The 14310-nt window shown below is 47.1% G+C and carries 12 protein-coding genes; 5 read left to right on the top strand and 7 right to left on the bottom strand.

The annotated features are described in order from the left end of the window. Positions 1-23 precede the first annotated feature (23 nt). The gene (locus tag H164_RS0106750) at positions 24-521 is read right to left on the bottom strand and encodes a hypothetical protein (protein WP_019967924.1); all 498 of its coding nucleotides are present in this window, start codon (positions 519-521) and stop codon (positions 24-26) included. Between the two features lie 94 nt (positions 522-615). Then, positions 616-1845 (bottom strand): DUF4929 family protein, encoded by a 1230-nt coding sequence (locus H164_RS0106745; protein ID WP_019967923.1) that lies wholly within the window; start codon positions 1843-1845, stop codon positions 616-618. A gap of 610 nt (positions 1846-2455) precedes the next feature. Between H164_RS0106745 and H164_RS0106735 the strand changes: the two genes are divergently transcribed. Together H164_RS0106735 and H164_RS0106730 are read left to right on the top strand one after the other, a co-directional pair. Next, on the top strand, positions 2456-3070 hold the full coding sequence (locus tag H164_RS0106735) for a deoxynucleoside kinase (RefSeq protein ID WP_019967921.1): 615 nt from the start codon (positions 2456-2458) through the stop codon (positions 3068-3070). 18 nt (positions 3071-3088) lie between these two features. Continuing rightward, positions 3089-3709 (top strand): deoxynucleoside kinase, encoded by a 621-nt coding sequence (locus tag H164_RS0106730; protein WP_008566112.1) that lies wholly within the window; start codon positions 3089-3091, stop codon positions 3707-3709. 389 nt (positions 3710-4098) lie between these two features. Here the strand turns inward: H164_RS0106730 and H164_RS0106725 are convergent, their stop codons facing one another. Then, positions 4099-5109 (bottom strand): aspartate-semialdehyde dehydrogenase, encoded by a 1011-nt coding sequence (locus H164_RS0106725; protein WP_019967920.1) that lies wholly within the window; start codon positions 5107-5109, stop codon positions 4099-4101. 383 nt (positions 5110-5492) lie between these two features. On the opposite strand from H164_RS0106725, the gene H164_RS0106720 reads away from it, so the two are divergent. The 3 genes from H164_RS0106720 (at position 5493) to H164_RS0106710 (ending at position 7897) form a co-directional block, all read left to right on the top strand. After that, positions 5493-6767, top strand: coding sequence for a glycosyltransferase family 4 protein (locus H164_RS0106720; RefSeq protein ID WP_026356269.1), 1275 nt, complete (start codon positions 5493-5495; stop codon positions 6765-6767). Then, complete coding sequence (locus H164_RS0106715; protein WP_019967918.1) at positions 6764-7540, top strand: glycosyltransferase family 2 protein; 777 nt, start codon at positions 6764-6766, stop codon at positions 7538-7540. Before H164_RS0106720 ends, H164_RS0106715 begins: the two co-directional genes overlap by 4 nt. An 87-nt stretch (positions 7541-7627) precedes the next feature. Further along, the gene (locus tag H164_RS0106710) at positions 7628-7897 is read left to right on the top strand and encodes a hypothetical protein (protein WP_019967917.1); all 270 of its coding nucleotides are present in this window, start codon (positions 7628-7630) and stop codon (positions 7895-7897) included. Positions 7898-8379: 482 nt separating this feature from the next. Here H164_RS0106710 and H164_RS0106700 read toward each other — a convergent pair whose 3' ends face one another. From H164_RS0106700 to H164_RS0106680, 4 genes are all read right to left on the bottom strand, one after another. Continuing rightward, on the bottom strand, positions 8380-10029 hold the full coding sequence (locus tag H164_RS0106700) for an alpha-galactosidase (protein ID WP_019967915.1): 1650 nt from the start codon (positions 10027-10029) through the stop codon (positions 8380-8382). A 63-nt stretch (positions 10030-10092) separates the two neighbouring features. After that, on the bottom strand, positions 10093-12000 hold the full coding sequence (locus H164_RS0106695) for a hybrid sensor histidine kinase/response regulator transcription factor (RefSeq protein ID WP_019967914.1): 1908 nt from the start codon (positions 11998-12000) through the stop codon (positions 10093-10095). A gap of 224 nt (positions 12001-12224) precedes the next feature. Next, the gene (locus tag H164_RS0106685) at positions 12225-13493 is read right to left on the bottom strand and encodes an alpha/beta hydrolase family protein (RefSeq protein ID WP_025830113.1); all 1269 of its coding nucleotides are present in this window, start codon (positions 13491-13493) and stop codon (positions 12225-12227) included. A gap of 432 nt (positions 13494-13925) precedes the next feature. Continuing rightward, a complete protein-coding gene (locus tag H164_RS0106680) occupies positions 13926-14306 on the bottom strand; it encodes a hypothetical protein (RefSeq protein ID WP_008564664.1) in 381 nt (126 codons plus the stop codon). Positions 14307-14310: the final 4 nt, after the last annotated feature.

Below are 14310 nucleotides of genomic sequence, written 5' to 3'. Positions count from 1 at the left end.
GTTGATTGGTTTTCATTAAATTGTTATTTCCCTACAGCCACTTTGACGTTTCCGTTTGGTGTACAAATCATATAGATGCCTGTAGGGTAGAGCGAGAGGTCAATATCCATCATACCGTCTGGCGATGAATGACCTTTAAAAATCTGTTGCCCGTTCATAGTCACGATACTGACAGGTGTTTCTGCTGTGAGTCCGCTTAGGCGGATATGTCCTGTGGAGTAGTCTACCTGTGGTTTTCCTGCACGCTGTTTGGTTGGCATGGATATGCTCGTACTGATACTTTTCTCACTGAAAGTGTAGCTGACTACATCTGACAGAGCTGCTGTAATCGTTTTCTCCGTCGTAGTAGCCGTCATACTTCCATTCGAAAAAGAAATCTGGGGTTGGGTTGAAAGCGCAAACTCGGCCTTTGAACCATTACGAAGTTCTATACAAAAGAACTTCACTGGTCCAGCAGCTCTTACACCGAGTGGTGTGAGTAGCCAACCGAACAGTAGAAGGAAGAACAGTTTTCTTTTCATTGTTTGTTGTTTTATGATTTTATAATAGAAATCTTCTTATACAAAATAAGTTGTGAAAATCGGGAATTGAGACAGAATAATAAGAATAAGATGCTTATTTTCCTCTGTGCATGGTGTAAGTGACACGCACCTGTTCGTAACCATTGGCTGTATCAAAGTCCCAGGGGAAGACAAACGTCATAGTCCCCTTCGTAAAGTCGAAATTCCCCTTGGGTTCTATCCAGTCAGAAGGTGAGTTCTCGAAAGTGTCGCGACTGACATCGCTGACGGCAAGCCAGCGTAGGGGATCTATTGAGCCGCCTGCCAAGAGAAACTCGTCGGTTACTTGATATCCTACGGTTTTTCCCTTTTCTTTTACGTAGACGGTTGCTCCTTCATCACGTAGTTTTTTCACCCTTTCCCAAGCCGAGAAATAATAGACAAAAGGCAGTGCATGAATCTTATCATCGTAAACGTTAGGTCGCTCAACGATAAAATCAATCTTACCAGAGGACGGGACAAGCTTGATATCATCAAGTGTCACGCTGAACTGTTCCTTGGCTGCATCGTATTTGATGGCTTGGACAATGGCATTGCCGTATGGCTGCTTGAGGAAGAACTCATGGTCCTCTACTGTTTTACGTTTCAGGACGTCATAGAAAAATGAGGTTAGTCCCATCGGATTGTCTACCATCTTCAGTACAGGTGTCTCTTCTGTGGCTTTCTCGCTAAGTGTGATAATGCTGAAGCCTTTGAAGATAGCCTGTGATTGGCCTTTGAAGTTGCTCTCTTTGTCCGCTGTATTGAATGAGACTGTTGCCTCAACGGGCACTTTGCCAAGTAGAGTGGTCAGGTCGAAGCCATACTTCTGCTTATATCCTTCAATGAGTTGCAGCTGCTGTGAAGTTAATGTGGGTATGTCAGAATCAGGTGTAATGGTGATTTTCACCCCTTCATCTGCCGCTTTTATACGAGGATTCGACGTGTTCCCAACTCTGATGCTTAGTGTTTTTGGAACAGAAAGCACATGCTTTGCATTGGATAGAATCTTCACTGTAGCCTCTTTTTGTCCAGCTTTGAAGTGTAATGTGTTGTGGTCCAAGCGCACAATATCGCCTTCATTGCCCGTCATGACGATTTCAATGGTTTCATCCTTGCTGGGTGCGAAGGCCATTAACACATGAAGGGTGATTCCCTCTGTGTCGTCTTCAGCCATGAAAGCATTACCAACAACGGAGAGGGCTACGCCGTTTGTCATCTCTACATCACTTTTGTCATCATTGCTACAGGCTGCTGTTATGCAGGCAATAAAGAGCAACAGGGTGCTTGTTCTTATGAATTTCATTCCTATTGTTTTTTAATTATGTTTTTTGTTTGCTCTTCCCGCTTTGTGTCCCTCCCTCCGATATGCTTTCCTATACGCTCTTCTGAACAGAACAAGAATACCATCAGTCGGGTTTGTAGATGAAGATAACTTCACAGTTGGAAGATTAAAAATTGTTACAGCGGGCAAAATTATAAAGATATGGCAGTTCGTGCAATACCCAATAATAATGAAATTAAGCTCAAATTACCATAATATAATGCCTTCATAGAGACACTGGATAAGGCGAGTTTTGGAGAAGTCTCCATACAAGAATACAACCAGCAGTCTGCCGTCAACTGTGGTTGCACCGGTGGTTTTATTCGTTTGAGTGCTTATACAAAGAATCTGCCGGGTAACTTCGTTCGTCCGTTCGTCAAGTATTAGCCAAGCCTTGAAATAAGACAAAGAGGATACTTCGCTTTTCACAATCTCTTTGTTTCATCATCACATCGTTTTGACGGCACAACCTTGCCGTCTACACATCGTAACCTTGCCGTTTATTGCCCCACAAACGGCAAGGTTTCTTTTTGCCGTTTTGTTGTCCATATAGATAAAAAGCCTTACCTTTGCAGACAAAACAACAGCAAACGTGCACATTGCAATAGCCGGAAACATCGGAAGCGGAAAGACCACACTCACCAGAATGCTGGCCAAACACTATGGCTGGACGCCGAAATACGAGGCCGTGGACCACAATCCGTATCTTGAAGACTACTATAAAGATATCCCAAGGTGGTCGTTCAACATGGAAGTGTTCTTCTTGAAAGAACGCTTCAAGGACTTGTTGCAGCTCCATCAAGACGAAACAACCATCGTGCAAGACCGTTCCATCTACGAAGGTGTGTACGTGTTCGCTGCCAATAACCACAAAACGGGCAACATGACCGCGCGAGATTTCAACGTCTACATGGGACTCTTCGACGCGATGACCCACATTCTGCGCTACCCCGACCTGATGATTTATCTGAAAGCGAGTGTGCCTCACCTCGTGAAAAACATTCAAGGACGCGGCCGCGACTACGAACAACAGATGCCTCTCGAGTATCTTGAGAACCTGAACTCCCTTTACGAAGACTTCATTTATCGAAAATATAAAGCCAGAGTGCTCGTCGTCGACGTAGACAACCTCGACTATGAGCACAACAAAAAAGACTTTGCGGGCATCATCGACAAGATAGACGCCTGCTTGTTCGGCTTGTTTTAACCCCCTATCATTCGGATTATGCACATCGCAATCGCAGGAAACATCGGCAGCGGCAAGACAACGCTCACCGGAATGCTGGCAAAGAGATTCCATTGGACCCCACGTTTCGAACCCGTAGACAACAATCCTTATCTCGACGACTTCTATGCCGACATGCAACGGTGGTCGTTCAATCTTCAAATCTACTTCCTCAACAAACGCTTCAAAGAGGTGGTTGAGATTTCAAAGCAGCAAGACACCATCATTCAAGACCGCACAATCTTTGAAGACGCACGCATCTTTGCCCCTAATCTCCACGCCATGGGCATGATGAGCGACCGCGACTTCGCCAACTACTCCGACCTTTTCGACCTGATGATATCGCTTGTCAGCCTGCCCGACCTGATGATTTACATTCGTTCGAGCATACCTACGCTGGTGAATCACATTGGGAAGCGAGGCCGAGAGTTCGAGAAAAGCATCCGAATAGACTATCTCACGGGGCTGAACAACCGCTATGAGGATTGGATAGGCGGCTATAAAGGCCGGCTGATCATCGTGGATGGCGACCATACGGACTTCGAAAACAACCCTCATGACTTCCAAAAGATAACCGACCGCATTGATGCCGAACTCTACGGTCTGTTCCCCATCGAATAACTACAACTACCTTGCGTTTCAATCTCAGTCATATTACCGCGTAAAATGAGCCATATTGCGCGGTAATCTCAGCCTTTTTACACGATGAAATGGCTGAGATTGGAATACAAGCTATAAGCCGTTGATTATCAGTTTGAATGATGTAGGGACGCACGGCTCGTGCGTCCGCTCGCATTCCGATTGACAGTTGACAAGTAAACGAGCGAATAAGTTGCATGCTTTACAGTATATAGGGACGCACGGCCTGTGCGTCCCTACAAACCGTGCGTTTCCTGCATCGACATCATGGCTTGTTGATGTATAAAATGCACTGGGATTAAAAGGCAAGATATAAACCGTTTACTCCCCTCCCTCTTCGGGAAGCAGGGTAGGGGAGAGGCTTATGGCTGTTAGCCCTTTCTGTGTGTGTTCAGATATTCAGCAATCTGCACGGCATTCAAGGCTGCTCCTTTGCGGATTTGGTCGCCTGTAAGCCAAAGCGTGTTGCTGTTGTCGTCGGCCAAATCCTTGCGCACGCGGCCCACGTAGATGTCGTCTTTCCCTGCACTGTCGAGAGGCATCGGGTAAACATAGTGCTGTGGGTCGTCAACCAAGGTGACACCGGGAGCTGCTGCCAAGGCCTTGCGAATGGCTTCGACGGAAATCGGTTTCTCAGTTTCGAACCACACGCTTTCAGAATGGGAACGAAGCGAACTGATGCGCACGCAGGTGGCACTCGTTCGCACGTCGCTGTGCATGATCTTGCGTGTTTCGTTGAACATCTTCATTTCTTCCTTGGTGTAGTCGTTGGGCGTCATTTTGTCAATCTGCGGAATGACGTTGTAAGCCAGCTGGTGAGAGAACTTGTTGATGGTCTTCACTCGTCCTTCTTCGACGAGTTCCTTGTATTGTTGCTCCAATTCTTGCATGGCAGCGGCCCCGGCTCCGCTTGCACTCTGATAGCTCGCGATGTGGATTTTCCGAATATGGCTGAGCCGTTCAATCGGTTTCATCACGACAACCATCATAATTGTGGTGCAATTGGGGTTGGCTATGATGCGTCGGGGGCAGTTCAAGGCGTCTTCGGCATTCACTTCGGGCACCACCAACGGCACGTCGTCGCACATGCGGAAGGCACTTGAGTTGTCAATCATGATGGCTCCATGCTTCGTAATGGTCTCGGCAAACGCCTCGGAAGTGTCACCACCGGCTGATGTGAATGCGATATCAACGCCTTTGAAGTCGTCGTTGTGTTGCAGGAGTCTCACTTCGTAGTCCTTGCCCTTGAAGTTATATTTCCGACCTGCACTGCGTGCCGAACCAAACAAGACCAAATCGTCTACAGGGAAGTCTCTCTCAGCAAGAATACGCAGGAGTTCTTGTCCTACGGCACCGCTTGCTCCAACAATTGCTACTCTCATAATTCGGTAATTTTATTTATAAATTCATTGTTTTCTATTGCAAATTTACGATATTTTCGCTAATCTGGCTACAAAACGGAAGGAAAAGTGTCATCTTAAGACAAAAAATATCGGAGCCCAATCACGGGCTCCGATGGTTTGTTTTCTTTGTTCTCAAAGTAAATGGTAACCTCACGGTCGCCATTGCCAGCCATGAAACAATGTTACTAAACTTTACCTTAAAATGAATGACTAACCTTTGAGATCTATTACTACTAATTATTAACATTTGATTTTGATACTACAAAGATACATCGCTTTTGATTTAGATGCAAGAAATTAACGTATTTTTTGTGTGGAAAAATTATTTCGTCTATCTTTGCAAGGAGATAGTCGAAAGAATAATGAGAATTCTGATTGTAAACACAAGCGAACGCACCGGAGGGGCTGCCGTTGCAGCCAACCGACTGATGGAGGCACTCAACAACAACGGTGTGAAGGCCAAGATGTTGGTGCGCGATAAGCTGACAAACGACATCAGTGTGGCAGAACTTCCCCATCAGCTGCGCAATCAATTGCATTTTCTTTGGGAACGATGGTGCATCTTTTGGCACCTTCGTTTCAGCAAACAACATCTCTTCGAGGTGGATATGGCCAATGTAGGAAGCGACATCACGCGACTGCCGGAGTTCAAAGAAGCCGACATCATCCATCTTTCATGGGTCAATCAAGGCATGCTTTCGCTGAAAGGAATACGCAGAATACTCGACAGTGGCAAGCCTGTTGTGTGGACGATGCACGATATTTGGCCTGCCACCGGCATTTGTCACATCACGCTCGGCTGCCTGCATTACCAGTCAACTTGTGGCAATTGCCGACTACTTCCACATGGCGGTTCGCCCCACGACCTGTCTTATAAGGTACTCCGTCGCAAGAAAATGATGCTCAAGGATCGCAGCATCTCATTCGTCACCTGTAGCAAATGGCTCGAAAAAGAGGCTCGAAAGAGTGCCGTTTTGGGCGACCAACAGATACAAACGATACCTAATCCCATCGAAACCCGCATCTTCCGACCACACGACAAAAAGCAAGCGCGACTGCGTGTCAACTTACCTTTAGACATGAAAGTCATTCTCTTTGTCGCCCAACGTATAGCAAACGAGAACAAAGGCATATTTTATCTTATTGACGCCTGCCACAAAATGGCGGCTGAACACCCAGAGATGATAGATAACACCTTTGTTGCCGTGCTCGGCGGAGGTAGAGGAAACATAGGTGATGTCTTTGATTTCTGCACGGGTAATTTAGGATATGTGAATGACACTCGACAGATAGTAGACATCTATAACGCCGCCGATGTGTTCGTTCTGCCCTCACTTTCAGAGAATCTTCCCAACACTATTATGGAGGCAATGGCCTGCGGTGTGCCCTGTGTGGGCTTCAATGTGGGGGGTATTCCCGAAGAAATCGACCATCTGAAAAACGGATATGTGGCCGAATATCGTGATGTCTCAGACCTTGCCAAGGGCTTGTATTGGGTGCTCAACGAGGCCGACAGCGAGGCATTAAGCCGAGAAGCCGTTCGCAAAGTGACCGCAAGTTACTCGCAACATGCCGTTGCCATGAAATATATAGAGGTGTACAACCGGGCTTTGTCGCTCAAAAACAATCGCACATGATTACCTTTTCCATCATCACCTGCACCTATCAAGCGGCCGAAGTGCTGCAAAGAACGCTCGACAGCGTGCTCAACCAAAGTTATCCGCACGTGGAACACATCATTCTCGATGGGGCTTCGCAAGACGCAACAATAGCCATGGTGAACCGTTATATCACGGAGAATGATAGCCGAACCGACTGCTTTCACCGCGTCGTTTTCAGCTCCGAGCCCGACAAGGGACTCTATGATGCCATGAATAAAGGCATCAATAAGGCCACAGGCGACTATCTTGTGTTTATCAATGCGGGCGATGTTCTACCCTCAGATACACTTGACCACATTGCCGCCTGCGTTGGAGAGGGCGAAACGCTCCCCGGCGTGCTTTATGGCGACACGGATATCGTCGACAATGACGGCCATTTCGTGCGTCATCGCCGCCTCTGTCCGCCCCAAAATCTCACGTGGAAGTCGTTCCGTTACGGTATGGTGGTGTGCCATCAAGCCTTTTATTGCCGCACGGATATAGCCAAACGTAATCCCTATAATCTGCATTTCAGGTTCTCGGCTGATGTGGATTGGTGTATCCGTGTCATGAAAGATGCAGCGCAACACGGTCTGTCTTTGCGACCTGTCAACGCCGTTATCGTTGACTATCTCGATGGCGGAATGAGCGTAAAGCACCACAGGGCATCGCTGAAAGAGCGTTTTCGAGTGATGCAACGTCACTATGGTTTGCTCACGACCTTAGCCTTTCATGCATGGTTTGCCATGCGAAGTGTTTTACGAAAATAAGTGAAAAATGTTATTTTCAGATAATTTTTTTTCTATATTTTGATGCTTCGTGCTATATTTGCAGTGTTCAATTAAAAATAAAACGATATGAAAAAAATGATGTTATGTGCAGCCCTGATGGTTGCTTCGTTTGGTTTTGTCAATGCACAGAACGCCAAACCGGCAGAAAAGAAGTGTAATCACACCGAACAGTGTGCCAAAGACAAGAAGTGCGATGCCGACAAGCACGAGTGCAAAGACGGCAAGAAAGACGACAAAAAATGCAGCAAGAAAGAGTGCGATAAGAAACCTTGCTGCAAGAAAGACGTTGCCAAGAAGGGTGAGTGCAACAAGAAAGCAAAGCCGGTGAAGAAGTAAGCGCACGTCTTCTGGCCTGTTCAAGGGTCGGAGTCATGCATTTCTGAAACAAACAGCGAGCGCCAAGAAGCATCGAAGCATGCATCTTGGCGCTTTTCGCTTGCCGGTCAACGAGAACTGCACCCTTTCTCGGTTGCTTTTTGGCTCGACAGAGATTTTATTCCTCCCAAATCGGTCATTACCTTGCTCCGTATGCGCAAGCATCAAATGGAAAGGAAAATGACTTTCGCCCCGGGGCGGAAGCTCCAAATGCAAACATGTCTTAACGTCGCCCTAGGGCGAAAGCTCCAAATGCAAACGTGTCTTAACATCACCCCGGGACGAAAGTCTCAAATGTAAACATGTCTTAACTGCGCAAGGAGCGCAAGCTCCAAAGCTAAACAGATATTAACTGCGCTCCGAGCGCAAGCCTTTTAATGACCGGTTTGGGGTAATGGAGGGAGAAACAAATGGTGCGTAACCCATTAAATCTCTACTGAACCCTATTTCCTCGTGACGGTTTTATCCACATAAAGGCAATCGACGGCGGGAATCAAGGTCAAGGGACTGTAGAGTTTCACTTCGTTGTCGCCCGGCTTCAGGTTGATTTCGAACGTAGCCTCCTTGAAGTCGATCTGGTTTTTGGCTATGGCTTGTTGGGAGGTTTGGAGCGTATAGGCCTCTTTTCCGTTCACCATCACTTTCATAGTGAGCCGTTGTGCATCGACATATCTGATGCGTAGCTTGTAGGTTCCGCCTTGCTCGCTCCACACATGCTTCCAAACGAGTGTGTTGTCCATGTCGCCACCCACGTTCGAAACGCATATCCCGCCGCTGGAACCTTTCACTTTGGTGAAACTTACAGGCAACTTGCGCTTGCCCAAATCGTTATAAGCCGGCAGGTAAGCCCACTCTGCCTCATAACGCGTGGGCGTTATACGTTGCTTGGCCTCTATGGTCATTACCTTGATTCCATGGGCCGGCACCGTAGCCTTCAGCACATTACCGTTCATGGCAGGGCTTTTCACGGTTTCTATCTTTACCTCCGCATGCGAAATGACGTCTTTCGCCTTCGCTTTTCCTGCCAATTCCAACTCAGACAGCGGGACTTCGAAGCTCAATGCCGTGTCGGCAGGGTTGTAGAGCGCCACGGCTCTTGTCAATCCGCGCCGTTCTTTGATGTCTTTCACGAAAACATAGCCGGGACCTTGGCGTAAAGCAACATAGGCTTGCAGTCCCAATCGGTCTTGGTTGATGGCCAACAGCTCCCGGTTCTTCAATAATGCCAGCGAACTTTCATTGAGTTTGTTGAGATCGCAGCCGATAAGCATCGGCGAACTCATCATGCACCACATGCCGACATGCACTTCTTCCTCGCTTGGTTTCAGGCCGCGACCAATCTCAAGCATGTCCATGTCGTTGTAATGGCCGTCACCTGCAAAGGCCGAAAGATACATGTTTTTCTCTATGATATACTTGATGGAGCTCCAATTGGGCAGAATATCGCGGCTGATGCGCCAAGAAGTGGCGATGTTTTTTGCCCAAACGCCGGGGAAAGCCCATCTACAAATGTTGATAGAAACCGGATGTCCGGCCTCTTTCTTGATGGCTTCGCAGACAGCTGTGTATCGTTTCTGCTCCTCAAGGTCGAGCCATGTGCCGGCACCGCAGTAGTCTATCTTGATGAAATCAAAGCCCCAATCGCGGAAATACAGTCGGGCATCCTGCTCTTCGTGCCCATAAAGGCCGGCACCGAAGCCATGGTCGTCGGCATCATACTTAGAACCGCACGTGTTTGCACCCGCATCGGAGTAGATTCCAGCCATCAAGCCTTTCGAATGTATGTAGTCGGCCACCACTTTCAGCCCATTCGGAAAACGTTGCGGGTGAGGATGCATCTCGCCCGATGCATCTCGCCAGCCAAAGAAGCCGTCGTCGATGTTGATATGGGTGTAGCCCACATCTTTCAAGCCCAACCTGACCATTGCGTCGGCTTGTGTTCGTATCAGCGAATCGCTGATGTTGACATGGAAAGTGTTCCAAGAACTCCAGCCCATGATGGGGGGTGCGAACTGTTGTGCCTCGACCCGGCACGGAAGAACGCTCAGACTGAAAAATAAAAAACCAATAAAGTTGCGCTGTTTAGCTGTCATGATGGTTAGATTTTGATGATTGAATATTATAGATTGGTTGATAAAGGGAAATGAAAAACCGTTTCAGGCCCCTTTTTTGAATTTGCTCGGCGAGATACCGTAGTACTTTTTGAAAGCCGTACTGAAATATTTAGCATCCGAGAGCCCTATTTCCACGGCCACTTCCTGCACTTGTTCGCCCCTTTGCAACAGTTCGGCAGCCTTTCGCATGCGCAGGATCGTGATGAATTCTCCGGGCGATTTCCCGGTCAGGGCTTTCAGCTTTTCATATAAAATGGTGCGGCTCACCGCGATTTCCCTGCATAGCGATTTGATGGAGAAGTCTGTTTTGTTCATGTTTTCCATGACGTATGAAAGACAATGGTCGAGAAAACGGTGGTCGGTTTCATTCAGTTCGGGTTTGTTTTCCGTGTCCGTGGTCCGGTCTGTGGCTTCCGTTTCGTGCTTGAAGTCGTATTGTTGCACGGCTTTCTCGCGCAATCGGGCCTGTGCATTGAGCATGTTGCGCACCTTCGCCTTGAGTTTTGCCGAGTCGAACGGCTTCGGAATATAGTCGTCGGCCCCACAATCGAAGCCTTTCATGGCCTCTGCTCTTCCCGATCTGGCCGTCAGCAGAATGACGGGGATATGCGATGTCTCGACAGAAGTCTTGATTTTGCGGCACAAGGTGTCGCCTTTGATGCCCGGCATCAGCACATCACTGATGATGAAGTCTACCGTGTTCTGCTTCAAAGCGGCCAGTGCCGTGTCGCCATCGGGCATGGCAACAACCTGATAATCGTCTTTAAAAACATCATGCAGGTAGGAACGAAGTGCGTCGTTATCCTCAATAATCATCAAACGTTTCCGATGCGGCATATCTTCCAAGCCGATTTCGCTTTTCCGGACAGTCGGCTGAGTTGTTTGAAGCTGCAGCCGATGAGCAATGGGTTCGGCCATTCGTGGCCTTTGATGCCTGATATGGGCGCGCAACGGCGATAACAGTCGCAGCAGTTTCCAATGCCGTTGCTTGCGGGAAAAGGTGATGAAGAACGTCGTTCCCTTACCTTCGGTGCTGTTGAACGTGATGTCGCCTTGGTGCATTCGCATGATTTCGCGCGCAAAAGCCAACCCCAGTCCGTTGCCGCTGGGATTGTCGCCGGTTGCATTGGCTGCCCTGTAAAACAAGGTGAATACTCTTTTCTGCGATTTCTGCGGAATTCCGATGCCCGTGTCACTGACGGCAACAGTTGTATGATGTTTGTCCTGTTGCAATTCGATGGTGACTTTCCCACCTTGGCGGTTATATTTCACGGCGTTTGAAATCACATTATATAATACGTGGTCTATTTCATTACGGTTCATCCCCACCGTCACTTCTTCTTTCGGCAGGATCAGCCGCTGATGTATGTCTTTTTCATGGAAGAGTGGGGCGCAATGTGCGACGATTTCGCTTAGACGGGCTTTCAGGTCGCAGTGCCCCGTACGCTTTTTCCTACTGCCTGATGTGCGAAAGTCTATCTTTTGGAAGTCAAGCAGTTCGGTGGTGAGTTGATAAAGGTTGCGGGCACCGACTAAAGCGGGCGAAAGTTTCCGACGTTCTTCAAGCGACAAGCCGTTTTCGTCGTCCAAATCACTTAAAGGATTGACAATCAAGGTCAGCTGTGTCCGCATGTCGTGCGCTGTGTTTGCGAAGAATTGCAGTCTGCGCATGAAAAGTCGCCTTTCTATTCGGCCCAGATAGTTGCGCCGAATGCTGTAGAACGTCAGCAAAACGAGCAGAAGATAAACCGTCCAGTCTTGATGTGGAGACTGTATGTAAGCTATCTCGCCGACCGTGCTGCCCACCTTGTGCGCCGATAATGCACTGCCGGCGGCATAACCGAGGGCGGTAGAAACCGGAATATTGCGGATTAAATTTCCCTGTGTGGCCGAGTGCGCTCCGCAGGCAAGTGCCCATGGCAGGAATATAAACATGAAGTATTTTTTCATTGTATTGAGAACTGGTCGTTGCAAAAATACGGTTTTATTTTGACAATAAGGCAAATAAAACGTAAAAAAAACGATTGTGGCTGAAAAGACAGAAAGAAAAGTACGTGCCACTTGGTGCAACATTGCCCGATATCGGCTTCATTGACGGCCGGTATTCGTATAAAAAAGAGACCTCTGCAAAAAGTCTCGAAGAGGATTTTACAGAGGTCTCAACATGATAGGGCTCATTTCATGTATTTATCACAATAATTCAAGTATTGCGTCCAATCAAAATTGGTGACATCATGAATGCCCCTGCGGATATGATAGCCTACATCATTGTGAATAGGTTGTTCAATTGCCGGTGGTATGGGGCTGTCCAAGCCATGCATTCCATACAGTTTATACACGTCTTTTGTATAATAAGCTCCGAGATACTCGCCCTTTTGGTCGGCCCACATGTCCTCTTCTGCACTGGCAACATACAAGTGACGCGGGGCGATTAAAGCCAATAACTCGTGTTGGTCGAATGGCATGCTTGCCTCGTTTCCTGCATATTGATTGAATGCCGGGCAGAACCAATGCGGGAAGGTAGTCGTAATCCGGGCAACGTTCTCGCCGAAAACTCTCTTGGAAAGTGCAGCTCCGCCACAACCTGAGCAATTTGATATGACAACCTTGAATCGAGTATCTTGTGCACCGGCCCAAAGTGCGGCCTTACCTTGCCGTGAATGTCCGAGCAATGCAATACGATTGCCGTCTATCCTGCTCTCGTTATCGATAATATAATCCGCTATGCGGCTCGATCCCCATGCCCAAGCGCCAATAGCATTCCATTCATCGTGATTCTTGGACCTCTTGTCGTAATCAGAGAACAAAGAAATGACACTGTAATCGCGCAGCCCATTGAGGTCAGGATAGATGTCGCCGTAGAACATAGTGGCTACAGCATAACCGCGATCGATGATCATTTCAAACGGCCAACGCCTTTTCTGACTGGCACGAATCCATACTTCACTGCTGGGATCCTCTGATAAATGCATTGAAGGAGACGCAAAAATGGGTTTCTCTGTGGTTGTCGATTGGTTGCCAAGAAAGTTATATCCGATGAAAACCGGTGCTTTCCCGTTCACCTTATTCGGTATGTAAAGTAACAGAATGGCTTCGATTTTCTTCCTTCCATTCGTAAACGTGAACAGAACCTGCTTGCGGGTGGCTTTTCCGTTCAGCGCATTCGGGTCTTCGGAGAGCAAATCGTACGACACTTTGATTTTTTCAGTTGGCGTACGTCCATACTCTAACGAAGAGAATATCTCAAGTAACTCTAAACGACGGATAGTTTCCCAGTCCTTTATCGTCTTTACTTTCTTCCCATTATTGCACGTCAGCACATCGGGCAACGTAAACTGAGGTACCTTACTCTCGTTCTCATTGATGCGATTTTTATAATCCTGCGCAAGAACGGCAGTAAGAGATAAACACATCATCAAAAAAGTTAAACCTAATTTTCTCATTTTTTTCTTTCTTTATTAATAGATTAAGGTGTTAAAATTAAATGATTTTTCCATTTAGAGGCATTAGAGACAGTGGTTGTTATTGAATTAGATTTGAATTTATACCTGCTTTCTTGAAAGGTTCACAAGCGGTTTTTAATATGCAAAAGCATTAACGGCTGTAAATACAGGATATATTTTTGTAAAGGCATTCAAAGGAGAATGAAAACTTATTCTTTTCAGGTTAGAAGGTTGGAAAGGCGTCTCTACTGCACAATATCAGTCATATTGTAACTTAATTTCAGCCATTTTACCGCGCAATATGGCTGATATTGCATGGTAAAATGGCTGAGATTGGGTTGTAAAATGGCTGAAACAGAAAGGCAAGACCGACCATAAGCCGATTTTACATGCCTGTCTGTTGATTGTAATGTCATTTGCTACAACTCTTTATTAACGGCTCCATACGTTGAGGACAGCCTCACGTGAAGTCTCGTATTTGGCCGTCTTCACAACCAGTTTAACGTTATAGGTACCAATCGCCTTGGGGATATAGCAGAGACCTGTGCCCCGATGGACCACTTCCCCATCGATATACCAAGTCCCTTCGCTGTATTGTGAAGGCGTATATTGAACGATTGGCTTTAATGTATCGCCCAATGTGAGATTGAACTCTCCGAGATCTCCATTGCTTTTCTTGTCAGGCCATTGTCCGAAAATCTGTGGATATTCATCTTTTCCGAGTTCCGTGAAGTCTGTTTTCTCATCTTTACAGCTGACGAAAACATTGCCCAAAACAAGGAGGCTTAGCAATATTAAAAAAAGATGTTTCATGATT

The sequence above is a fragment of the Segatella maculosa DSM 19339 = JCM 15638 genome (assembly GCF_000382385.1).
GTDB lineage: Bacteria > Bacteroidota > Bacteroidia > Bacteroidales > Bacteroidaceae > Prevotella > Prevotella maculosa.
Note: the sequence above shows the minus strand (reverse complement) of the source record. Positions and strands in the feature narration are given on the sequence as shown.